This window comes from Gilliamella sp. B14384G12 (assembly GCF_016101825.1).
Lineage (GTDB): Bacteria > Pseudomonadota > Gammaproteobacteria > Enterobacterales > Orbaceae > Gilliamella > Gilliamella apicola_N.
On record NZ_JACFPU010000013.1, the window covers coordinates 45098 to 70030 of the forward strand.

24 protein-coding genes are annotated in these 24933 nt (G+C 35.8%); 13 read left to right on the top strand and 11 right to left on the bottom strand.

The window, feature by feature from the left end:
• Position 1: 1 nt before the first annotated feature.
• On the top strand, positions 2–1360 hold the full coding sequence (locus H3S73_RS11845) for a DUF3482 domain-containing protein (protein ID WP_198236723.1): 1359 nt from the start codon (positions 2–4) through the stop codon (positions 1358–1360).
• Positions 1308–1862, top strand: coding sequence for a C40 family peptidase (locus tag H3S73_RS11850; RefSeq protein ID WP_086326081.1), 555 nt, complete (start codon positions 1308–1310; stop codon positions 1860–1862). Before H3S73_RS11845 ends, H3S73_RS11850 begins: the two co-directional genes overlap by 53 nt.
• Before the next feature lie 121 nt (positions 1863–1983).
• On the opposite strand, the gene H3S73_RS11855 is transcribed toward H3S73_RS11850, so the two are convergent.
• The 8 genes from H3S73_RS11855 to rsmE all read right to left on the bottom strand — a co-directional run bounded on the left by H3S73_RS11855 (position 1984) and on the right by rsmE (position 11786).
• Positions 1984–3171, bottom strand: a complete 1188-nt coding sequence (locus H3S73_RS11855) for a histidinol-phosphate transaminase (protein ID WP_144090998.1) — start codon at positions 3169–3171, stop codon at positions 1984–1986.
• 257 nt (positions 3172–3428) lie between these two features.
• Positions 3429–6971, bottom strand: coding sequence for a pyruvate:ferredoxin (flavodoxin) oxidoreductase (gene nifJ, locus H3S73_RS11860; protein ID WP_198236721.1), 3543 nt, complete (start codon positions 6969–6971; stop codon positions 3429–3431).
• Between the two features lie 345 nt (positions 6972–7316).
• Complete coding sequence (gene purM / locus H3S73_RS11865) at positions 7317–8357, bottom strand: phosphoribosylformylglycinamidine cyclo-ligase (RefSeq protein WP_198228070.1); 1041 nt, start codon at positions 8355–8357, stop codon at positions 7317–7319.
• Between the two features lie 100 nt (positions 8358–8457).
• Positions 8458–8868, bottom strand: a complete 411-nt coding sequence (ruvX, locus tag H3S73_RS11870) for a Holliday junction resolvase RuvX (RefSeq protein ID WP_198236720.1) — start codon at positions 8866–8868, stop codon at positions 8458–8460.
• A gap of 3 nt (positions 8869–8871) precedes the next feature.
• On the bottom strand, positions 8872–9429 hold the full coding sequence (locus H3S73_RS11875) for a YqgE/AlgH family protein (RefSeq protein ID WP_198228072.1): 558 nt from the start codon (positions 9427–9429) through the stop codon (positions 8872–8874).
• Positions 9430–9449: 20 nt separating this feature from the next.
• Positions 9450–9902: a GNAT family N-acetyltransferase gene (locus H3S73_RS11880; RefSeq protein ID WP_198228074.1), complete on the bottom strand. Its 453-nt coding sequence runs from the start codon at positions 9900–9902 to the stop codon at positions 9450–9452.
• 2 nt (positions 9903–9904) lie between these two features.
• On the bottom strand, positions 9905–10861 hold the full coding sequence (gene gshB, locus H3S73_RS11885) for a glutathione synthase (protein ID WP_198228076.1): 957 nt from the start codon (positions 10859–10861) through the stop codon (positions 9905–9907).
• Between the two features lie 199 nt (positions 10862–11060).
• Positions 11061–11786 carry a 16S rRNA (uracil(1498)-N(3))-methyltransferase gene (gene rsmE, locus H3S73_RS11890; protein WP_198236719.1) on the bottom strand — a complete coding sequence of 242 codons (726 nt, stop codon included), beginning with the start codon at positions 11784–11786 and terminating at the stop codon, positions 11061–11063.
• A 98-nt stretch (positions 11787–11884) separates the two neighbouring features.
• On the opposite strand from rsmE, the gene folB reads away from it, so the two are divergent.
• The 4 genes from folB to H3S73_RS11910 are packed head-to-tail and all read left to right on the top strand — an operon-like array spanning position 11885 to position 13962.
• The gene (gene folB / locus H3S73_RS11895; protein WP_144091016.1) at positions 11885–12253 is read left to right on the top strand and encodes a dihydroneopterin aldolase; all 369 of its coding nucleotides are present in this window, start codon (positions 11885–11887) and stop codon (positions 12251–12253) included.
• 16 nt (positions 12254–12269) lie between these two features.
• The gene (locus H3S73_RS11900; RefSeq protein WP_198236718.1) at positions 12270–13265 is read left to right on the top strand and encodes an MBL fold metallo-hydrolase; all 996 of its coding nucleotides are present in this window, start codon (positions 12270–12272) and stop codon (positions 13263–13265) included.
• A 60-nt stretch (positions 13266–13325) separates the two neighbouring features.
• Positions 13326–13532, top strand: a complete 207-nt coding sequence (locus H3S73_RS11905; RefSeq protein ID WP_198236717.1) for a hypothetical protein — start codon at positions 13326–13328, stop codon at positions 13530–13532.
• 1 nt (position 13533) lies between these two features.
• The gene (locus H3S73_RS11910) at positions 13534–13962 is read left to right on the top strand and encodes an EamA family transporter (RefSeq protein ID WP_065738897.1); all 429 of its coding nucleotides are present in this window, start codon (positions 13534–13536) and stop codon (positions 13960–13962) included.
• A gap of 84 nt (positions 13963–14046) precedes the next feature.
• On the opposite strand, the gene moeA is transcribed toward H3S73_RS11910, so the two are convergent.
• From moeA to rsmI, 3 genes are all read right to left on the bottom strand, one after another.
• Positions 14047–15273 carry a molybdopterin molybdotransferase MoeA gene (gene moeA, locus H3S73_RS11915; RefSeq protein ID WP_198228086.1) on the bottom strand — a complete coding sequence of 409 codons (1227 nt, stop codon included), beginning with the start codon at positions 15271–15273 and terminating at the stop codon, positions 14047–14049.
• A gap of 161 nt (positions 15274–15434) precedes the next feature.
• Positions 15435–16526, bottom strand: coding sequence for a redox-regulated ATPase YchF (gene ychF / locus H3S73_RS11920; RefSeq protein ID WP_198236716.1), 1092 nt, complete (start codon positions 16524–16526; stop codon positions 15435–15437).
• A 189-nt stretch (positions 16527–16715) separates the two neighbouring features.
• The gene (gene rsmI, locus H3S73_RS11925; RefSeq protein WP_198236715.1) at positions 16716–17543 is read right to left on the bottom strand and encodes a 16S rRNA (cytidine(1402)-2'-O)-methyltransferase; all 828 of its coding nucleotides are present in this window, start codon (positions 17541–17543) and stop codon (positions 16716–16718) included.
• Positions 17544–17910: 367 nt separating this feature from the next.
• Here rsmI and nlpD point away from each other — a divergent pair, with 367 nt between their 5' ends.
• The 7 genes from nlpD to H3S73_RS11960 all read left to right on the top strand — a co-directional run bounded on the left by nlpD (position 17911) and on the right by H3S73_RS11960 (position 24846).
• Entirely contained in the window at positions 17911–19065 is a 1155-nt protein-coding gene (gene nlpD / locus H3S73_RS11930) for a murein hydrolase activator NlpD (protein WP_198236714.1), read from the top strand.
• A 101-nt stretch (positions 19066–19166) separates the two neighbouring features.
• Positions 19167–19919: a 2,3-diphosphoglycerate-dependent phosphoglycerate mutase gene (gene gpmA, locus H3S73_RS11935; RefSeq protein WP_065602620.1), complete on the top strand. Its 753-nt coding sequence runs from the start codon at positions 19167–19169 to the stop codon at positions 19917–19919.
• Between the two features lie 100 nt (positions 19920–20019).
• Positions 20020–20598, top strand: coding sequence for a thymidine kinase (locus tag H3S73_RS11940; RefSeq protein ID WP_198228094.1), 579 nt, complete (start codon positions 20020–20022; stop codon positions 20596–20598).
• Positions 20599–20775: 177 nt separating this feature from the next.
• Positions 20776–21984, top strand: a complete 1209-nt coding sequence (locus tag H3S73_RS11945) for an aldose 1-epimerase family protein (RefSeq protein WP_198236713.1) — start codon at positions 20776–20778, stop codon at positions 21982–21984.
• Between the two features lie 344 nt (positions 21985–22328).
• Positions 22329–23807: a UbiD family decarboxylase gene (locus H3S73_RS11950; protein WP_198236712.1), complete on the top strand. Its 1479-nt coding sequence runs from the start codon at positions 22329–22331 to the stop codon at positions 23805–23807.
• A gap of 13 nt (positions 23808–23820) precedes the next feature.
• The gene (locus H3S73_RS11955) at positions 23821–24414 is read left to right on the top strand and encodes a UbiX family flavin prenyltransferase (RefSeq protein WP_198236711.1); all 594 of its coding nucleotides are present in this window, start codon (positions 23821–23823) and stop codon (positions 24412–24414) included.
• A gap of 3 nt (positions 24415–24417) precedes the next feature.
• A complete protein-coding gene (locus H3S73_RS11960) occupies positions 24418–24846 on the top strand; it encodes a pyridoxamine 5'-phosphate oxidase family protein (protein WP_198236710.1) in 429 nt (142 codons plus the stop codon).
• Positions 24847–24933: the final 87 nt, after the last annotated feature.

Below are 24933 nucleotides of genomic sequence, written 5' to 3' on the forward strand. Positions count from 1 at the left end.
CATGTTAACGACATTGAAATTAGCTGTGGTTGGGCACGCAAATGTAGGAAAAACATCATTATTACGTACTTTAATTCGCAATAGTAACTTTGGTGATGTATCAGATAAACCAGGCACAACAAGACATGTCGAATCAATTACCTTACCTGTTGATAACCAAAACACCATTATTTTTTATGATACACCAGGTTTAGAAGATAGCTTGGCACTGTATGATTACATTCATCAATTAACACCAACTAACAATAAACTTGATGGTATTGATAAATTAACATTTTTTTTACAAAGCCCAGAAGCCGAAAATACTTTTGATCAAGAAGCTAAAGTAATCAGACAATTATTGAAAAGTGATGCAGCTATCTATGTAATCGATGTGCGAGAGCCAATTTTAGATAAGTATCATGATGAATTAGCTATATTAGCCAGTGGAGCCAAACCGATATTGGCGGTATTAAATTTTACCGCGAGTATGCAACAAAATGAAAATGAATGGAAAATATTACTTTCTCGTATCGGTATTCATGCTATCATACGGTTCGACGCAATCGTGCCGCCCATAGATGGTGAAGAACGATTGTATAAAAGTTTATCTTTGCTAATTGAGCCAGCAAAATTGATTTTAGATCAATGGTTAACTAAAATTACGCAAATGCGTGAAACTCGCAATAAAAAGGCTAATTTGATTATTGCTAAAGCTTTAGTTGATGTAACAGCTTTTTACAAAATGGCCAAATCTGATGATAAACAAGCCATCGTTGATATGCAAAATCAAGTAAGAAAGCGAGAACAGTTGGCAATAAATGAGCTGTTAAAACTCTTTCAGTTTAATTCAGCTTTAGAAAGTGAAGAATGTTTGCCTTTGTTAAAAGGTCGTTATAATGCAGATCTATTTAATATAGATGCCCTAACCACAATGGGCATGCATTTGACGAAAGGTTTTGTGTCAGGTGCTACAATTGGTGCAAGTATTGATTTAGTTACCGGAGGCATTACGCTTGGTTCTGCAACGCTCATTGGCGGTGCGGTCGGTAGTTTGGTGCAAACAGCCAAGCATTATGGTTCTAGAATGCGATATCAGCTTTCTGGTTATAATAAATTAAGTGTTGATGATGTTATTATTTGTTACCTTTCTTTACGACTTGTTAGTCTAAAAGAGAGTTTAAATCATCGCAGCCATGCGAACACTTGTCCCATTAAATTGTCTAAGCTAGAGACTCAAGAATGGAAAAAAGGCGTTTTACCTAAAAGTTTGAAAATAGCAAGGCGTTATTCGCATTGGTCGACGTTAAATAAAGGAACAAAAAGAAATGACAAAAAAAGACAATCGACAATTGAAAATGTTGCCGAACAACTTTTTTAGTATAAAAAAGCGTTTTTTCATAACATTGCTGTTTTCTATGTTTATGTCATTTGGTTGTAGCAGTACGACAACCGCTACTGTGAATACGAGTTATAGTACTAAATCAGCAAAAGTGACTAAACAAGATGCTCAGATGTTAGCCAAAATTGATTCCCATTATAAAAAATGGTACAAGACGCCCTATCGTTATGGTGGTATGACTTTAGCTGGTAGTGATTGTTCTGGTTTGGTTGTTAATTTTTTCAAAAATAAACTTTCTAAAACTGTACCAAGAAGTACTGCTGAGCAAGCTCAATTAGGTTATAAAGTGACTAAACCTAAACCAGGTGATTTAGTATTTTTCAAAACAGGCCGAGGCGGTAGCGGCTTACATGTCGGCATTTATTATGCAGATGGTAAATTTTTACACGCTTCAACATCAAAAGGTGTAATTTATTCAAATTTGAATGATGACTACTGGAAAAAACGTTACTGGATGACGCGACGAGTGACTGGCAGTTAATTTAGAAACCTGCTTGTCTATTTGACTTAAAATAGTGATATCTAAAAAGCTCTCTAAATCGTGTTCAATTTAGAGAGTTTAATTTTGTCAATAATGACATTTTTTAAGAACACTTATGAAATCAAATTTTTCCTTTCTCTTTTAATTCGCGCATAATGTTAGCAACATAAAGCATTTCGCCTGGTGTACCGAGTGAAATACGACACCATTCCGTAGCAGGAGGAAAATCCCGTCCAATCAAAATAAAGTTATTTTTCATTAATTCCCGATATGCTTTTAAATCAATCGGACTTTTATGAAACATAAAATTGGTTTCAGATTTTAGGTAGTGTAAACCTAAATCCGATAAGACGTTTTCCATGATTTGACGTGAAACATCAACGGCTTTTTTAGAATAGGTTAAAAATGCTTGATCATCCATTGAGGTTAACGCTGCACAAACGCCACAATAATTAAGCTTTTCGCCTGCTACATATTGGGCGATGTTATTGATATTTTCGGCTGAACTAACTGCATAACCTACACGTAAACCTGCCATAGCATGAATTTTTGAAAAAGTTTTCAGCAATATTATATTTTCGCAACCTTGTCCAATAAGGTAATCGACTGATTTGTATGCTGGATCGTTAACAAACTCAGCGTAGGCTTCATCAATAATAAAAATAGTATTTTTAGGTTTGCTTTTTATCCATGATTCTATCTCTTTAGTTGCAAAAACAGTCGAAGTTGGATTGTTAGGATTAACTAAATAAACAATCGATGACCCTTTATGGTTCTCAACCGCTTTTTGTATACCTTTCAGATCGATTTGCCAATCTGGTAAACTTAGTACTTTGTTGATGCGTAAATTGAAAATTTTACCAAAATGTTCGCCGTCACCGTAGGTAAGTTCCGGGATAACTAATTGGGTATCTGGTTTAACATAGGCAGCAATAGCGCTACGAATTCCCTCTGAAGAACCTGCTGTCAATAAAATTTGAGATTCATCTACATTATGGTGTTTAGCTAACCGTTTATTCAATAATGGCATTTCTGCTTTAGCATAACGATTGGCTTTAGGAACCGCATTAATTGCTGCTTGTTGTGCATTAGGTGACATGCCAAGGGCATTTTCATTAAAATTGAGCCTGACTGGATTGTTTACATCGGGTGTAACTACTTTATCAAGCATCGGTAGGGTATATGAAATTGTGTTTTTTACTTCTTGCGCATAGGCTTTAGATAAAAATTGATTGATTGATAACCCAGCTATCGCTGCACTTGAAAATGTTATTAATTTTCTTCTATTGATATTTATATTAGACACCATGATTCACCTCATGTTTTAGTTGATCCTTATGTGGTCAATAATCATCCATGCAAAAATAATACCAAGTTACAAAATTAATTAATCTTATTGATTTATAATAATAAAATAAAAAAAGAACAAAGCTGGCAGTAGATGTTTATTAAAAAATGCACAATATTGATGCTTTATTGCACAAAAAAGGTGTATAAAAAGACCAGTTATTGTTTTTAGTAATAACTGGTCTGTTTCATTCTTTATAGAAAATGCATCATTTGTACTTAATTATCAGGTGGAGTTTCAATATCCGAATAGCTTGATAGCATTTGTAAGAACCTATATTTTGATGCGACCATTTTTGTTGAACGTGCATGTAGTATATTAGCAACAGTCGGTTCTAAGGTTTCTAAACGTCGGAATCGTTGTTCTTTAAGTAAAATACTTGATAGAGCTTCACTATTTGGTGATTTTGAATCTAAAACTAATCCCGGTTTTCCTTCAGCCGCACGGCGAGGATCATATCGATAAAGAGGCCAGAACCCAGATTTCACTAAATCTTTCATCTGTTCGTGGGATTTAGCCAGATCATAACCATGTTCCTCACACGGACTATAAGCAATGACAAGGGATGGCCCATCATAGGCTTCCGCTTCTTGTAATGCTTTTAATGTCTGGTTTAGTTGAGAACCTAAAGCCACTTGAGCCACATAAACATGACCATACATCATAATGCTAACACCTAAATCTTTACGGGCTTTATGTTTACCCAAATCCGCAAATTTAGATACGGCTCCCATAGGTGTTGCTTTGGACTGTTGACCACCCGTATTAGAATAACATTGAGTATCTAATACTAAAATATTGACGTTATCGGTTAAACTCATTACATGGTCAAGTCCGCCAAAACCAATATCATAAGCCCAACCATCTCCACCAATTGCCCATACTGATTTATCAATCAGATAGTTGGCGTCTTCTAATAACTCTTTAGCTTCGACAGAATCAATGTGTTTTAATTGCTCTCGTAATAAGTCAACTTGCGTTCTTTTTTCAGCGATGGTTGCATCAGAAGATTGCAAAGTGATGGCAATTTCTGGCGAAATCTCGCCCGCCAAATGATCAAGTAAACGTAAGGCACGTTTTCTATGTTGGTTATAAGTGATACGATAACCTAAAGCAAATTCAGCATTGTCTTCAAATAAAGAATTAGCCCAAGCAGGTCCACGACCCGAGCGATCGGTAGTATAAGGTGTTGATGGTAAATTGCCCCCATAAATAGATGAGCAACCAGTTGCATTAGCAATAGCCAGATGGTCGCCATAAAGTTGTGTTAATAATTTAATATATGGTGTTTCACCACAACCCGCACAAGCACCCGAATATTCAAACAATGGTGTAATTAATTGAGAAGTTCGTATATCTATACGCTCAAGTGATTTGATATCACGATCTGGTAATTGAGAAAAGAACTCATAATTAACTCTTTGTGTGTCAAGGTTATCAATACGAGGCTGCATATTGATTGCTTTAATATCAAAGTTGTTACGATCACGAGATGGACACACCTCAACACATAAGTTACAACCAGTGCAATCTTCCGGAGCTACTTGCAATACATAACGTTGACCTTTCATATCGCGCGCTTTAACTTCTAGCGATTCTAGTGTATCAGGGGCATTAAGCATTGCATCCGGTTCGACCACTTTGGCTCGAATGGCTGCATGAGGACAGGCAACTGCGCAATGGTTACATTGCGTACACAGTTCTGATTTCCAAATCGGGATCTCTTCAGCAATATTACGTTTTTCCCATTTAGTGGTACCAGTTGGCCAAGTGCCATCTGGTGGGAATGCCGAAACCGGTAGACTATCGCCTAAACCTGCTAACATAGTTGCAGTAACGGTTTTTACAAAATCTGGCGCATTGTTTGGTACAATAGGAGGCATTGATGGACTACTTTGATCCACACAACTAAGTGGAATTTGTTCAAGCGAAGTGATGGCTAAATCTAACGCTTTCCAGTTATTTTCAACCAACTCTTGACCTTTACTACTGTAACTTTTGGCAATGACTTCTTTTAACTGTGTGATGCTAAAATCATTTTTGAATATATCCGATAGATGAAAAAAAGCAGCTTGCATGACTGTGTTAATTCTGGCTCCTAAATTACATTCACGCGCAATTTTAGCTGCATTGATAATATAGAAATGGGCTCTTTTCTGAATTAATTGTACCTGCACTTCTTTAGGTAACCGATGCCAAATTTCATCTTTGCTATATGGGGTATTAAGTAAAAAAATACCGTCATCTTTGAGTTTATCGACAATCTGATATTTATCTATAAATTGGTCTTGATGACAACCAATAAAATGTGCACTGGTAATCAAGTAAGGCGAATCAATTGGATCTAAGCTTACACGTAGGTGAGAGGTAGTTAATCCACCTGCTTTTTTGGAATCATAAACAAAATAACCTTGCACATAAAACGGCGAACTGTCTCCAATTATTTTAATATTATTTTTAGTTGCCGAAACGGTGCCATCACTTCCCAACCCATAAAACAGGGCTTCTAGTGCTGATTTTTGCGGAATTGATTTATCTGGTAGTGGTAATGATAGCCCAGTAATATCATCATAAATACCCACCGTAAAGCGTGGTCTTGGTTTTTCTAAACCAAGCTCGTTGAAAATGCCAAGTACTGAGCGGGGATCAAACTCTTTAGAGGATAATCCATAACGTCCGCCAATAATCTGTGGCATAGAATTACGTTCACCACGAGACAAGCTCTCAGCAAAAGCTGTCATAATGTCCAAATATAAAGGCTCTGCTTGTGCTCCTGGTTCCTTTGTTCTATCTAATACGGCAATTTTCTTAACACTATCTGGAATCACAGCAAGTAAGTGTTGAGCTGAAAATGGACGAAATAATCGAACAATTACCACACCGACTTTTTGATTTTCTTTAAGCAGATAATCAACCACTTCTTTACTGGTACTCGCACCGGAACCCATAATTACAATAATTCGCTCAGCATCACGGGCACCGTAATACTCAAAAGGTTGATATTTTCTTCCAGTTTGTTTTTCAAAAGCGGTCATAGCATCAACAACGTGCTGATAAGCATTATCATAATAACTATTTATAGCTTCTCGACATTGAAAATAGGTATCAGGATTGGCAGATGTACCACGGATAACCGGTTTATCAGGGGTTAATGCTCGTGAACGATAAGCTTTAATTGCTTCATGTGGTAAAAGATTATGAATATCTTCATCTGATAGCGGATAAATCTTATTAACTTCATGTGATGTTCTGAAACCGTCAAAAAAATGGACGAATGGAATTCGACTGTTAAAACTGGCAATTTGAGAAATTAATGCTAAATCTTGTGCTTCTTGTACCGAGCTAGAACAAAGCATAGCAAAACCGGTCTGTCTAACAGACATAACATCAGAATGATCACCAAAAATTGACAAGGCATGCGTAGCAACGGTACGCGCAGCGACATGTAAAACAAATGGTGTAAGTTCCCCTGCAATTTTGTATAACGAAGGGATCATCAACAATAACCCTTGTGATGATGTAAATGATGTTGCTAATGCACCCGTCATTAATGCACCATGAACAGTGGAAATGGCTCCTGCTTCGGATTGCATTTCAACTACTCTTGGAATATCACCAAATACGTTTGGCTTATCAAATTCTGCCCATGTGCTAGCTTGTTCAGCCATTGAAGAGCTAGGAGTAATTGGATAAATGGCAATGACTTCGTTTGCACGATAAGCGACGGAGGACACCGCGCTATTAGCATCTGATATGATCATTAAAAAAACCTTGTAATTTATAGTGTTACGACATTACTTAATTATTATAAATTTCGACTATTGTACCAGAAAGTAAGATAGCTTTTAGTTATTTTTATATTAAATTTTTGGTAGGTGTTTTTGAATTACAGATATTTCTAACTTTTTATCGAGATATTAATGAGATAAAGAAAAAAGCAGCTTTTCAGTAACAAATAATTAGGGGTAATATTTTCTGTAATTAGAGTTTTAGTGATTAAATGATTGATAATAAGTTAATTACTTTTAAAACCAACATTTTAAAAATGGATAAAAAATGATATTATTCTAAAGATAGATTTTTTCGAATAATATCATTAAGTTATTTTATTTTATCACAACACGATCAGCCGATGTTGAGTGTTTAATTTCACCTAATAACCATGCCTTTTCACTGTGCTGATTAAGTATAGAAATAGCTTTATCTGCCAGTGATTTTGGTAAAGCAATAATTAAACCAACACCACAGTTAAATGTGCGGTACATTTCATGACGGCTTACATTACCTGCTTTTTGTAGCCAATCAAATATTGCTGGCCATTGCCAACTTGCTTCATTTATTATTGCTTGAGTATTATCGGGCAGAACGCGTGGAATGTTTTCCCAAAATCCACCACCAGTAATATGCGCAATTGCATGTACATCTTTAATCTGAGCAATTAAATCAAGAACAGATTTGACATAGATTTTAGTTGGTGCAAGTAAATGATCAGCAAGTGGTTTCCCGTCGAGTTGTTCAACAGCTGGGTTAACACCACTCACTTCAATAATTTTTCGTACCAATGAATAGCCATTGGAGTGTGCACCACTTGATGCTAATGCAATTAATGCATCACCATCTTGAACTTTAGTACCATCAATCATTTGCGATTTTTCAACGACACCCACACAAAATCCTGCTAAATCGTAGTCGTTGCCATGATACATGCCTGGCATTTCAGCTGTTTCACCACCGACTAAGGCACAACCTGATTGTTTACACCCCTCGGCAATGCCTGTAACTACCGTTGTGGCAACATCGACATTAAGTTTGCCCGTTGCGTAATAGTCGAGGAAAAATAAGGGTTCAGCACCTTGAACGATGAGGTCATTGACACACATGGCAACCAGATCAATACCGATTGATTCATGGCGATTCAAATCCATTGCCAAACGTAATTTAGTACCAACGCCATCTGTACCAGATACTAAAATGGGTTCTTTGTATTTTTGTGGAATAGCACACAGTGCTCCAAAGCCACCTAGTCCCCCCATCACTTCTGGACGTTTAGTTTCTTTAACAACCGATTTGATGCGATTAACCAGTTCATTGCCAGCATCGATGTCGACACCAGCATCTTTATAACTGAGAGATTTATTATTTGACACAGTGAGCAATCCTTACAGTAGAGAAATTGCTTTTTATTTTAGCAAGGATGAAATTTGTTGGCGATGGATTATTTAAAAAATAACGAATTAATTCAGTTTGCTAATTATTTTCAAACCAACTTTCTAAAATAATGACAGCAGAAGTAGCATCAACATGACCTTTTTCAAGGGCACGATAACCACAAGAAGCAAAAATTCGTGATTTTGCTTCAACCGTCGATAAGCGTTCATCTTGCAATTGAACTTGATAACCAAACCGTCCATGTAATCGATTAGCAAACTTACGGGCTCTGGCGGTTAATGGTTGTTCTGTACCATCCATATTCAACGGTAAACCTACGACTAATAAATCAGGTTGCCACTCATTTAAGATTTTTTCAATAGATTGCCAATTAGGTATACCGTCACGAGCTTTGAATGAGCAAAGAGGACTAGCGGTTCTAGTCACATCTTGACCAATAGCAGCACCAATACTAAAGGTGCCAAAATCAAATGCAATTACTGTCGCCATGGGTTATGCATTACCCATTTGGTGCGAAATTGTGTTCATATTGACACCCAAAGATTCGGCTGCTTTTTGCCAGCGATTTTCAAAAGGAACTTCAAAAATAATCTTAGCGTCAGCATCAGCAACTAACCAGTCGTTTCTGGCAACTTCATTTTCAAGTTGTAACGACTGCCAACTAGAGTAACCTAATGCTAATAAAAGATCTTTAGGTTGTTGACTTGTGCCAATTGATTTTAATAAATCAAGGGAAGTAGTTATCATTACATCGTCAGAAATTTGAATACTTGATGAAAAACCGGTTTGCGGTGTGTGTAATATAAAGCCTTGTTCTTCTGCAATAGGACCTCCTGCAAAAACAGGATATTCAAGTTCTGCACAATTTCTTGATGCAGTAATTTCAAGGCGACTTAGTATCGTTGAAACATTCAGTTCAATGATAGGTTTATTGATAATAATTCCCATAGCACCATCGCGGTTATGCTCACAAATATATACTACAGAACGGCTAAACAATACGTCGCTCATGGTCGGCATAGCGATTATAAAATGATTTTTTAAATTCATATGCTCACATCTTTAATTGTTTATAAAGCACATTTACCAATTTTAACATTATGCTCAATATTGCAACGCAATAAAAGTTCTGATTCATTACTTTCTTCATTGATTGATTCGGATATGATTTCGAAGTTTTGTGAACGAAAAAAGTTAATCGCATCAGTATTTTTCTTATAAACATGGGCAAAAAGTTCATTATAGCGTTGTTTCGCTTTATTAACTAAAGCTTTGCCTGTCCCTTGTCGACGATAATCTTGTTCAACAAACAGACCTGAAATATAATTTTCAGTTATGCCAATAAAGCCTTTTACACCATCAAGATCTTGAACATAAACCGTTGACATTGGGATCAACATTTCTACGATATCAAAATTTTGTTTGAAAAAATTACTATCAATAAAGTTATGTGCTTGTTCATTACCTTGTAACCATATTTCCATAACTTTATCTAAATCGGCACTTTTAAATTCTCTAATCATTTTTAACTCAACTTATTTAATCGACGTTCAATGGCATCCATAAGCATGCCAGTAATTGAAAGATTTGGATTTTCTGCTTCAATTTCACGAACACATGTAGGGCTAGTAACATTAATTTCAGTTAGTTTATCACCAATAATATCCAGTCCTACAAATAATAACCCTTTTTCTTTTAAAGTTGGAGCAACACTTTTAGCAATATGCCAATCACTTTCACTTAGTGCTCTGACTTCACCATGACCACCTGCCGCTAGGTTACCTCGTGTTTCACCTTTCTGTGGAATTCTAGCTAGACAAAAAGGGACAGGTTCGCCATCGACAACTAAAACTCGTTTATCGCCATTTGTGATAGCGGGTATATAGGTTTGTGCCATGCAGTAACGTGTATTATGTTCGGTTAATGTTTCAATAATCACGGATACATTTGGATCGCTTTGTTTAATCCTAAAAATTGAGGCGCCCCCCATACCATCCAAAGGTTTTAAGATGATATCAGAATATTGTTGATGAAACTCTTTAATATGTTGGGTTTGCCGAGTAACTAATGTTTCAGGTGTAAATTGTGCAAACCAAGCAGTAAATAGTTTTTCATTACAATCACGTAAACTTTGTGGTTTATTAACCACTAATACACCTTTTGCTTCAGCACGTTCAAGAATGTATGTTGCGTATATAAATTCTGTATCAAAGGGTGGATCTTTACGCATTAAAATTACATCAAGATCACTTAACGGTATAGTTTGTTCTTCGGTAAAATCAAACCAATGGGAATGGTCGTTATAAACCTTTAATGTCTTTGTTGTTGCGTACGCTTCGCCATTACGTAAAAAAAGATCATTCATTTCCATATAAAAAAGTTGGTATCCACGTTTTTGTGCCTCATGTAGCATAGCAAAACTTGTGTCTTTCTTAATTTTGATATGACTAATTGGATCCATTACTATACCAAGCTTAATCATGGTAACTCCTTACTGACGTTATTGGTTTTATCGACATTTATGATGATAACATATATTAAAGTAATACTTGTTAAAAAGTATATTTGAAACATTATGATAGAGTATTACCCACTATTATATATTATAAGTAAATTGGTAACTATCATACTCGTTACAGGTCTAGATGCAAATAAACATTTATTACCTTATTTCTATTTCATTAGCCTAAATCACCTAAATGTACTTGTAAGGCTGTAATAGCGGTAAGTGCTGCTGTTTCAGTGCGTAATATACGTGGACCAAGTAGTATATCAGTAAAATCATATTGATGTGTCATATTGATTTCAGCATCGGACAGACCACCTTCGGGACCAATTAGTAGACTAATATCTTTTTTATCATAAGGTAAATGCTTAATACCATGTTGCGCTTTAGGATGTAAATTTAATCTTAACTGACTTGTTAAACTTGCACACCAATTTTCCAGCTTCATCACGGGATTAATGATAGGTATCACGTTACGACCGCACTGCTCACAGGCTGAAATCACAATTTTCTGCCATTGTTGGACTTTCTTATTCATTCTTTCGTCATCCAACTTAACACCACAGCGTTCTGACAAAAGGGGCGTGATAGTGTTAACGCCTAATTCTACGGATTTTTGAATGGTAAATTCCATTTTTTCCCCGCGCGAAATCACTTGACCTAAATGAATATTTAAAGGCGATTCACGATTATCTAAAATTGTTGTGGCCGTTTTTACTGTGACGGATTTTTTATTGATTTCATGAATAACTGCTGGGGTGATGTGGTTTGAACCATCAAATAAGATGATTTCTTCACCTGTTTTCATTCTCAACACCCGTATAAGATGATTAAAGGCATCATCATTTAAAGTAATAAGGCTATTTTGATTGATGGTAAAAGGTTGATATATACGAGTCATAATTACTAATTTCTTATAATATATTGCAATAAATTATAGCGTAATTTATCAATATTCGGTAATCTCTATTTAATACAGATCAGCAATCGGAACTAACTATGAAAATTAATAATAAAGACAGAGTGTTAATTGAAGGTCTTACTGTCCTAACAACCATCGGTGTTTATGAATGGGAAAAGACCATAAAACAAAAGTTAATACTGGATCTTGAAATGTCATGGGACAACCAGCCTGCGGGTGAGAGTGATGATGTTACACTGTGTTTAGATTATTTTTTGGTAAGTCAATCGATAACCAATTTTATTCAATCGACTCAATTTGAACTTATAGAATGTGTCGCTGAACGTGTAGCACAATTGGTGATACAAACGTTTTCAGTGCAATGGTTAAAAGTGAAAGTTTCAAAACCTGGCGCGATTGCTAATGCGAGTAATGTGGCCGTGGTGATAGAACGCTCCGCTAATTAATCTAGGATTTTAATCGATGATAAACAAGCAAGAAGCTAATAAAAAAGTACATCGTTCAACCAAAAAATTTGAGAATCATGAACCGTTTACCATCAATTTTGTTAAAACATGGTGGTGGTATCAAAGACGTAAAGTGCATGAACCAAAAGGAGGGTATGAAGCATTTAATCAGGCTTGGTGTGAGTCTATCGATCTCACTTTACCTAACGATAGAGTTTGGTGGATAGGTCATTCAACCAATTTAATTCGTTTAAATGATAAGATGATTTTAACCGATCCTATTTTTTCTAAGCGAGCTTCACCTTCACAATTTACTGGGCCTAAACGATATAATTCACCAGCACTTACTATCGATCAATTGCCTAACATTGATTTTATAATGATTTCACATAATCACTATGACCATTTGGATGAATGTAGTATTCGTCAATTAGTCAAACGTTTTCCTAAAATCGTCTTGGTTGCTCCTTTAGGATTGAAAAATAAGCTTTTGAAATGGGGTGCTAAGCAGGTTTTTGAACTTAATTGGTATGATTCAATCACTATTGATTGTCTAACTTTTACCGCAACACCCGCTAGACACTGGAGTAATCGAGGTCTTTTTGATATTAACAAATCGTTATGGTGCGGTTGGATAGTGCAGTCAAATGTAGATATTCCCATTAAAACTAAAACCGTTTATTTCATGGGGGATACTGGCTATTCACCGCGTTTAAAAGAGATAGGTCAACGTTTTACTTGTATTGATCTGGCATTAATTCCAATAGGTGCTTATGCTCCCCGTAGATTATTACAATCGCAACATATCGATCCTGCGCAGGCTGTGCAGTTGTATGACGAACTCAATTGTCATGAAGCGATTGCAATTCACTGGGGAACATTTGAATTATCTGATGAATCGTTAGATGAGCCTGCACAACAATTATGTGAGCATCGAGCTGATCGTTTTTTTCATCTATTAAAAATAGGTGGCAGTTTAGCTATTAATCATCATAATTCTGGATTAAAATGATTTTCAAATGTTTGAATTCGAAACTGTAATTCAGTTTTTGATTGAAAAAAGGGGGGCATAATGAAATTAGCAACGCTTGGATTAACTTGTATCATCTTAAGTTTAACTTTAGTTGCATGTGGTGGGAAGAATGATCAAGGGAAAAAATATCATTGGTCAAAGGCACATGGTGTATTAGAAGATTGCAAAGGTATGATGAGTAAATCACAACAATGTCAAAATAATTCAAATAATCAGCAGTACCTTTTTCAAGTAGATAGGTATTAGTATGAGTGCATGGCTTATTTATGCATTACTCTCAGCTATTACCGCGGCTGGTGTTGCGATTTTAGGTAAAATCGGTTTACAACAGCTTGATGCCAATACAGCCACAGCGATTCGTGCCGTTGTTATGGCAATTTTTTTGGTTGGTGTGGTTGTAGTACAAGGAAAACTTAATCTTGTTAGCACATTTTTAAATGATAAAAAAGCATTGTTAATTATAGCACTAAGCGGTATTGCTGGCGCTCTATCTTGGTTGTTTTATTTTATGGCCATTAAAGAAGGTAAAGTATCGCAAGTTGCGCCAATCGATAAATTAAGTGTGGTTTTTGCAGTCGTATTTGCAGCAATTTTATTTGGTGAAAAAATCTCATTGTTAGCTGGAATTGGTGTGGCAATGATTGCTGCTGGTGCTATTTTAGTTGCACTCTTTTAATGACTAAATAACATTAATCATACACTATCTAAATAGTGTATGATTTTGTGTTAATAAGTTAACTTCTATATTAGATTGATGAAATTACTTAAGTAGAGTATTAAATAGTTCAATCGTCACCAGTTCGCCTTTGTTTACATTACCGCGTTCTTGTTCGAGAATAATAAAACAGTTAGCCTGATTAAACGACTGTGTAATATGTGACTCTTGTTGGCCAGTAGAAAAAACTTCTAATTCTCCTTGAGCATCAATTTGCAATCTTCCTCGTTGAAAATCTACCCGACCAATACTCTTTTTAAGGTTGGTAGCTGCTTTTACTTGGAAACGAAAATCAATATCGGATGTTGCAATCCCTGAAAGTGACAAAATCAAAGGCTGAACGAGTTGATAAAAAGTTACCAAGGTTGATACTGGGTTGCCAGGCAAACCACAAAATAATGCATGACCAATTTGTCCAAAAGCAAAAGGTTTACCTGGTTTCATGGCAATTTTCCAGAAATTGATCTGTCCTGAATCTTCTAAGGCTGTTTTCGTATAATCGGCATCGCCCACCGAAACACCACCACTGGTTATGACAAGATTTGCTTGGTTTGATGCGGTCACTAAAGCTTGTTTAATTTGAGTCGGATCATCAGGAATGATTCCAAGATCAATGATTTCACAGTTAAGTTTTGTTAATAACAATTTTAAAGTAAAGCGATTACTATCATAAATTGCGCCATTGCTTGATAACGGCATTCCAATTGGTGTTAGTTCATTACCCGTTGAAAAGATAGCTACTTTCAATTTGTTAAAAACTGTGACTTCGCTAATGCCTAGTGTTGCAAGTGTTGATAGGGTTGGTAATGTTAATTTAGTACCTGTGGCAACCGTTATCGAATCTTTTTTTACATCTTCACCACACCGACGTATGTTATCACCCGCTTTAACTTCCTTTAAAAAACTAATACCTAAATCGGATTGTTCTGTATGCTCTTGCATTACAACCGCATCTGCGTCAATCGGGACAGGGGCGCCTGTCATAATGCGTAAACAAGTACCTTCAGGCCATTGTAAATTACTAATATCGTCACCTGCAAAAATTGCACTGGCTAGAGGTAATGTTTTTGTTTGTTGAATATCTGAAAGTCTGACTGCGTACCCATCCATTGCTGAATTATCAAATCCAGGAACATTAATTGGCGAAATAATTGGTATGGCAGCAATTCTATCTAAAGCGTCAAATAATGAAACCTTTTGGTTAGTCAGAGGTTTTGCTTTAGTCGCGATTGCTAATATATTTTGCTTAGCTTGATTAAAAGTAAGTAACATTGACGAGTGCTTTCCTTATATGAATAGTCCATTAGTTTTGACAAGAAGTTTCAGGTAAGGTATACGTTTGTGTAAAAATTATTATTATATTAAATCTTAATGAGAACTTAATATAACAGTAAATATAACAACGTCGCCAAAAGGCGACGTAAAATAGATGGTTATACATTAAATAAAAAGTTCATGATATCGCCATCTTGTACGATATAGTCTTTTCCTTCAGAACGCATTTTCCCTGCTTCTTTAGCACCTTGTTCACCGCCATATTTGATAAAATCATCAAAAGCAATGGTCTGTGCTCGAATAAAGCCTTTTTCAAAGTCGGTATGAATTTTACCTGCTGCTTGTGAGGCAGTATCTCCAACCGAAATTGTCCATGCGCGAACTTCTTTAACACCTGCGGTAAAATAGGTTTGTAAATTAAGTAAACTGTAACCAGCACGAATAACGCGATTTAAGCCAGGTTCAGTTAACCCTAGATCTTGCATGAATTCATCACGATCAGCATCATCTAGTTCAGCAAGTTCTGCTTCAATGGCTGCACAAACAGGAACAACAACAGATTTTTCTTGAGCGGCAATGGCTTGTACCTTTTCCAAATAAGGATTATTTTCAAATCCATCTTCATTAACATTAGCAATATACATGGTTGGTTTTAATGTTAAAAAGCTTAAGTATTTAACCGCATCAAGCTCTTCTTTACTTAAATCCAATAGCAATAGCTTTTTACCTTGTTCTAAATGTGGTAAGCATTTTTCAAGAATTTCGAGTTCAAATTTAGCATCTTTATCGCCACCTTTAGCACGTTTTTGTAAACGTGTCATTGCTCTTTCACAAGCTTCTAGATCGGCTAACGCAAGTTCAGTATTAATAATTTCAATATCTTCAGCTGGGTCAATTTTGCCTGCAACATGAATGATATTTTCATTTTCAAAACAACGAACAACATGGCCAATGGCTTCAGTCTCACGAATGTTGGCTAAAAATTGGTTACCTAAACCTTCACCTTTTGAGGCACCTTTTACTAAACCAGCAATATCAACAAATTCCATAGTAGTAGGTAAGGTGCGCTGAGGTTTGACAATTTTAGCCAGCTCATCTAAACGTGGATCGGGCATTGGTACTACACCAGTATTTGGTTCGATAGTACAAAATGGAAAGTTAGCTGCTTCAATGCCTGCTTTGGTTAGTGCGTTAAAAAGAGTTGACTTGCCAACATTTGGTAGTCCGACGATACCACATTTAAATCCCATACTGTTTGTTACCTTTTTATCAATAAATGTCTTAAATATAAGAGGTAATTATATACTAAATCATGCTATTTATGCCAATGTTCTTATTGACGTGTTGTTAATAGATCTATATCAAATGTTGATATCGGTTTTAACTTGTTACTTTGCTTAAATTTATTAAAAGTGACAAGTAGCACATGACTTGTTAGTTTATTCTTCAAAATTTAAACCAATTTGATAGAGTTGATTCTTTTTAAGTCCATAAATTTCAGCAGTAATCGCAGCTGCTTTTTTTAATGGTAGCTCTTTTTGTAATAATTTAAGAGTATTTATGGCTTTTGGATCAATATCCTTATTATTTTCTGTATACCCAGCCACAATCAAGACAAATTCACCTTTTTGACGAGATGCATCTTGATTTAACCAGTCGATGAGTTCATTGACTGGAAAGCTAACAATGGTTTCCCATGTTTTAGTAAGTTCTTTAGCCAAAACAATCTGCTTATCGGCACCAAAAATAGTTTGCATATCCTTAAGTGTCTCTAATAAGCGATGCGTTGATTCATAAAAAATCATGGTGCGAGGCTCAGTAATTAATGAGGCTAAACTATCTTGCCGTGCTTTGCTTTTAGCGGGTAAAAATCCTTCATAAATAAATTTGTCGGACGGTAATCCAGCTACCGACAAGGCTGCAATAGCGGCACAAGCTCCTGGAATCGGAACTACTTTTATACCATTTTCACGGCAAGCTTTTACTAAATGATAGCCAGGATCATTGATTAATGGCGTTCCGGCATCTGAAACCAAGGCAATAGAGAGACCTGATTGGAGTTTTTCAATCAGAACGTGTGCTTTTTCTTGTTCATTATGATCATGTAAGGAAAAAAGCTTAGCTTTAATACCCAAATGCTGTAATAGTAAACCACTATGGCGCGTATCTTCAGCAGCTATCAAATCAACACGTTTAAGTGTGTCAATAGCTCTAAGGGTAATATCATCTAAATTTCCAATGGGTGTTGCAACAATATATAGAGTCATTAATTTGAGTCACATTAAAATTTCACAGAAAATAGAATAAATCTACTGTACGAACAAGCATTTTATTGTATATACTCACCACTTTCAAAAATAAATTCTATTTTCCGCTATTTGTTATAATAGTTATAATAAATAAACGTATTGCTAATTAGATATTGACTATTTGTTGCGCAATCTATTAATAATTGAAAAACAGAGAGTATATTTGTGCGGATTTAGTAGAAATTTGGTGGATTGTAATTGATTTAAATTGTATCCTTACTATTTTATTATAGCTAGCATAATAAGGAACCGATATAATAGCTTTTTATATTAGAAACGATAAAATATGCTCTTAAAACAATATTAACGAATGAAAGGTGTTGCTTTGAAAAAGATTCTTACGCTAACTTGTTTAAGCTTGGTCATTACTGCCTGTACTCAATCAAATCCTGCCCAAATTGAAGATATTTCGGATTTTTCAGGTGGTTCGTCAAAAACAGGTTATTCTAAACCTCCTGTTAATATTTCTACTGGAAGTGGCGTTACTTCACCTTCAGTACCATCAAATACCAATTCAACACAGGTACCTAAACCAATAACGACGTCAAGTTCAAACGATGATAATGCAAATAACACGACAAATAGTAATGTAGACAATAATAATGGCGTTAATATTACTAACGAACGTGTTTCTAATAAGCGCAATTATGATGAAATTCCTAAGGGAGGTTATCAAGGTGATACTTATACGGTAAGTCAAGGCGACACATTATATTATATTGCATGGGTCACAGGTAATGATTATCGCTCTTTAGCGGCTAAAAATAATATCAAGAATCCCTACTCTCTTGTTATTGGACAAGTACTGGATGTTAGTGGGGGTGTCACGCAAAAAGTAACCAGTAATCAAACAACTCAACAAGTGGCGGTTACCAATCAAAAATCTAATGTAGCAGATACTAAAACTACACCTACAACCACAACTACAACTAAAACTTCTACACCAGTACCGACGCCTGTTTTAACTACTACCACTACAACAACTACTACATCAGGAAAAAATCAGACATCGAGTACTGTTCAGACAACTCAAACGGTAACTGGTTCTGTAACTGATACTACAAATAATGGAAAAACAAATCCATCAAATAAAGGAACTTCTGCTTCTAAGGTTGGGAATATTACATGGCAGTGGCCAGCTAAAGGTAAAATTATTGAAAAATTTTCTAATGCTAGCAAAGGTATTGATATAGCCGGTGGATTAGGTAATAAAGTGATGGCTGCCGCAGATGGTCGTGTGGTTTACTCCGGTAATGCTTTACCTGGTTATGGTAATTTAATTATTATAAAACATGATGATGATTATTTAACCGCATATGCACATAACCAGTCGATTTTGGTAAAAGAGCAACAAGCGGTTCGAGCTGGGGAACAAATTGCGACTATGGGAGCAACGGGTACCTCTTCAGTAAGATTGCATTTTGAAGTGCGCTATCAAGCAAAATCCGTTGATCCATTAAAATATCTACCAAAAAATTAATATTTATTAACTGTAAAACAGTTAATGTATGGAATTTACGAGTATTATAAAGATTATTTAATTTAAACAGTTTTATTCTACGTAACAAAGGAGTTAGACTCATGGCAGTAAAAAAATTAGTTCTTATCCGACATGGAGAAAGTGTTTGGAATCAAGAAAACCGATTTTGTGGTTGGACTGATGTTGATTTATCTGACAAAGGTAATAAGGAAGCAGCCGAAGCAGGTAAATTACTTAAACAAGAAGGTTTTCAGTTTGATTACGCTTATACTTCTGTATTAAAACGTGCAATTCATACTTTATGGCATGTTCTTGACGAAGTTGATCAAGCTTGGTTACCTGTTGAAAAATGTTGGAAACTAAATGAACGTCACTATGGTGCGCTGCAAGGTCTAAATAAAGCTGAAACTGCGGCTAAATATGGTGATGAACAAGTAAAATTATGGCGCCGTGGTTTTGCAATTACGCCTCCTGCACTTGAAAAATCAGATGAACGCTTCCCCGGTCATGATTCACGTTACAGCAATTTACCTGAATCAGAATTACCATTAACCGAAAGTCTAGCGCTAACCATTAAACGTGTACTTCCTTATTGGGAATCAACCATTGCACCTCGTGTTGCTAAAGGTGAACGTGTAATTATCGCTGCTCATGGTAACTCTCTTCGTGCTTTAGTTAAGCATTTAGACAACATCAGTGACGATGATATTATCGAACTAAATATCCCAACAGGTGTACCATTAGTGTACGAATTTGATGACAACATGAAAGTTATCAAACATTATTACTTAGGTAATGCTGATGAAATCGCAGCAAAACAAGCCGCGGTTGCTAATCAAGGTAAAGCGAAATAATTAATCTTTAAGCTTTGTAAAAGGTAAGTTATATAACTTACCTTTTTTACTATCTAAACAATCTCTTTTATCCATTTATTTTATTTCTGAGAGTCTTATTTTGTCGAAAATTTACTATATTTATGCCGTAATGAATGCAGGTAAATCAACCGAGTTATTACAAATTGACCACAATTATTTGAGTAATAATATGCAGACTTTGCTGCTTAAATCTTCGGTCGACACTCGTGATTCGGCGGTTGAAATTGTCTCACGTTTAGGATTGCGAAAAAAAGCATTACAACTTGATGATAATAGTGTTGATGAAATCATTGAATTGATTAAGAAAAATAATTATGCTTGTGTGTTAATTGATGAAAGCCAATTTTTATCGCAAAGCACTATCTGGAAATTATCTGATGTGTGTGATGAATATGGTGTACCGATGATGTTTTTTGGTTTAAAGACGGATTATATGGGACATTTATTTGAAGGTTCAAAAACATTATTAGAAATTGCTGATAACTTTAGAGAACTAAAAACAGTTTGCTGGTGTGGAAAAAAAGCAACCATGAATTTACTTGAAGGAAAAGATGGGCAAATTGTTAAGTTTGGCAATTCAATTCATTTAGGAGATAGCGAGTTCCATTCAGTTTGTCGTAAACATTGGAAAGCGGGACAAATTAGACCTAAACAATAATCTTCTTAATATTTCACACTTATTCAATCAAATCATTTTGCTACATTTATCATTTGGTTTTGTAAAAGTGTGAATAACCTCTCATTTTAATGATTTTTCTTTGTCGATTTTTGGTTATTTATGTCATATTGACTGAAACGATTCAGTGTTGTTTTATTAATTATGAGAGGAATTACCATGAAAGTTCAATTAGTTTCATTAGCTGCAATACTTAGTTTGGCGAGTTATAGTGCCAATGCTAAAGAATTCATATTAACAGATGTAGAGAAGGGTATTGCTAAAGGTGACTGGTCAATTTCGAGCCAAGATTTAGGTGTAAAAGAGCATAAATTTACTATTCAAAACACGGTACTTAAAGGTGGTAAACAAGATGGTACGGAACTTTTAACTATTGCTAGTGACAATCTTACAATCAAATTAATTCCTACTCGAGGACTAGGTATTTTATCAGTTGATGGCGATGATATCCGCCTAGGATGGGATTCCCCTGTTGATGAAGTTGTCAATCCTAAATACATTAATTTAGAAAGTCGCGGTGGATTAGGTTGGTTAGATGGTTTTAATGAATTGATGGTACGTTGTGGTTTTGAATGGACGGGTCATGCGGTACAAGCCGATGGCATGATATATACGCTTCACGGTCGAGCACAAAACACACCCGTATCAAGATTGATTGTTAATGTATTGGATAAAGCACCTTATACCATAACAGTGAGAGGGTTAATTAAAGAAAATACTTTTAAGAAAAGTAATCTAGAAACTTGGGTATCGCTTAGCTACGTACCAGGTAGTAAGGATTTCATTGTTCATGATGTTGTGACCAATAAGAGCGATTATACGCGTGATTACCAAATTATTTATCACAGCAACTATGGTACGCCGATTCTAGAAGAGGGTGCTCGATTTGTGGCACCAGTTAAAGAAATTTCACCATTTAATGATTATGCCAAAAAAGGCTTAAAAACATGGCAAACGTATTTAGGTCCAACTAAAGATTTTGATGAAATGGTCTTTAATGTTTATCCTTATGCCGATGAACAAGGACAAACTCAAGTAATGGTTACTAACCAAGCAGGCGATAAAGGGGCAGGTATTTCATTTAATACAAACCAATTACCTGTTTTTTCCCTATGGAAAAATACCGATACGCTTAAACAAGGCTATGTAACAGGTTTAGAACCTGGAACCAGTTTTGCCTACCCAGTTACGGTTGAGCGAGAACAAAAACGTGTACGACAATTAGAACCAGGACAAAGTACCGAATTTACTTTAGTATATAGTTTATTATCGGATAAAAAATCCGTTGAACAATATGAGGCTCAAATCAAGTCTATACAGGGCAATCAAGAAACCAAAGTTATTGAACGACCAATGGCAAAAGAATAAATCTTGTAATGCAACTAACAGGGAAGTTAGTTGTTATATTCTTGTTGATTATTTCGTAAATCTATTATGGTTGTGTCAAATAGCTCATCATCTTTTACTGACAGATCTTGCTATTTTTTAATAAAAAACGGTATTTAATATTTTTGGATAACATAAATTATCTTATCAATTCTCAAATCTAGTTAGCTACGTTGATACTCACTTGATAGCAACGTTTTATATCGGTATGATTACTGACATTCAATTATACGAAATCAATTTTTTAGATTAATATCCTTTAAATGCAGCTTGTATTATTATAAAAGTTGTCTGATTTAATATTGTTTGGAATGGAAGAGATTATTATGGCAAATCCAACTGGATCTTATGATTTGCGTGATGCAATTAATCAATTATCACAAATCCCCGATCAACTGGTTACAACTGACACTCTTGTTGACCCTATGGCAGAGTTAGCGGGTGTTTATCGGTTTGTTGGGGCAGGGGGAACGGTTAAAAGACCTACTCGAATTGGTCCTGCAATGATTTTCAATAAAGTAAAAGGATTTGATGATTTTAAAGTCTTAATTGGATTACTTGCTTCGCGTAAACGAGTTGCACATTTATTTGGTTGTGAGCCAGACAAACTCGCTTTTTTACTAAAAGATGCAGTAAATAATCCCATAGCTCCGATAACAATTCCTCGTGAACAAGCAGTTTGTCAAGAAATCGTGCATAAAGCGTCTGATCCTGATTTTGATATTCGTAAACTAGTACCCGCACCCACTAATACCGAAGAAGATGCCGGCCCATACATTACCCTTGGCATGCTCTATGCGAGCGATCCAGAAACAGGTGAAAGCGATGTGACTATTCATCGAATGTGCTATCAAGGTAAAGACGAAATTTCAATTTACTTTGTCCCCGGACGGCATATAGATGTATTTCGTGAAAAAGCCGAAAAGGCAGGAAAACCGTTACCTGTCTCAATTAGTATTGGTGTCGACCCCGTGATTGAAGTGTCAGCTTGTTTTGAACCTCCTACCACACCAATTGGTTTTGATGAACTTTCTATTGCTGGTGGCATACGTGGGCGTGCAGTTGAATTAGTCGATTGTTTAACAGTTAATGCAAAAGCGATTGCTAATGCCGAAGTCGTGATTGAAGGTGAAATATTACCGAATGTACGAGTCGCTGAAGATCAAAACTCTCACACAGGTAAAGCAATGCCTGAATTCCCGGGTTATACAGGTCCAGCGAATCAATCATTACCAGTTATCAAAGTGAAAGCAGTTACTTATCGAAAAAATCCAATTTATCAAACTTGCATCGGACCAAGTGAAGAACATGTTAATATGGCGGGTATTCCTACCGAAGCCAGTATTTTACAAATGGTCGAAGCTGCCATGCCAGGTAAACTATTAAATGTTTACGCACATCGTTCTGGTGGAGGAAAATATTTAGCCATCTTACAATTTAAAAAATCTGTTCCTTCTGATGAAGGTAAACACAAGCAAGCAGCAATTTTAGCTTTTGCGGCATTTTCCGAATTAAAACATGTAATACTTGTTGATGAAGATGTTGATATTTATGATACTGATGATGTACTGTGGGCGATGAATACTCGTTTTCAAGGTGATATTGATATCTCAACAATATCAGGCGTTAGATGCCATCCGCTCGATCCATCTCAACGTCCAGAATATAGCCCGTTTATTAGGCAATTTGGTAGTTCGGCAAAAGTAATTTTTGATTGCACGGTGCCTTTTGCGTTAAAAGCAGAATTTGAACGAGCCCGTTTTAAAGAAGTTGATATAAAACGCTTTTTGCCAGATTTTGAATAAAATAGGAATGAATATGACTGTAAAGCGACTAGTAATTGGGATTAGTGGTGCAACAGGTTTTGCTTATGGTATTAAAGCCTTAGAGCTTTTAAAACCATTGAATATTGAAACACATTTAGTAATTTCAAAAGCGGCACAACTAACACGCTCTTACGAAATCCCTAATATGAGTTTAGCTCAGATTGAATCATTGGCAGATAAAGTTTATTCCGTCAATAATGTTGGCGCAGCGATTGCCAGTGGATCGTTTAAGACTATGGGCATGCTGGTCGCACCTTGCTCAATGCGCTCTTTAGCTGCCATTGCCCAGAGTTTATCGGATAATTTATTAACTCGTGCTGCAGATGTCGTACTAAAAGAGCGTCGCCGATTGGTATTAATGATAAGAGAATCCCCCCTACATTTAAGCCATATAAAAAATATGGAAATGGTCACTCTTATGGGAGGTGTAATTTTTCCACCAGTACCTGCGCTTTATCAGCATATTGACAGTATCGATGATATGATTACCCACAGTGTTGCACGAGCGCTTGATCTGTTTGATATCGATATACCGTCACTACCTCGCTGGGGCGAAGATATGCATTTAAATGTTAAGCCAGAATAATGTATGTCAATCGATCCTAAAATTCTTAAGTTTATCAGAAAAAATCATGTATTATCGCTAAGTGTCATTACATCAGATAACTTGCCGTGGGCGTGTAATGTGTTTTATGTGTTAGATGAAGAGCAGCTAAATCTCTATTTTTTAACTGAGTTAAAAACGGAGCATGCCAAGGCAATGCTAATTCAACCGCAAGTAGCGGGGACGATTGCCGTTACACCTAAAACCGTTGCTCAGATTCAAGGCATACAATTTCAGGCTCAAGCAAAACAGTTGCAAGGTGAGCAAGCTAAAGATGCTTATGGTCAATACTATCGTGCTTTTCCTTTTGCCAGAATAATGAAAGCACCCATCTGGTCGTTACAGCTACAACAGATAAAAATGACGAACAATCTTTTAGGCTTTGCCCATAAAACACATTGGCAACGAAAGTAAAAGCTGATTAATTACTAATGAAATCTTAATTGCTCAATATTAAATTTGAATAAACTTTTTCTTGGTATGTTTTATATAAATTTTGCA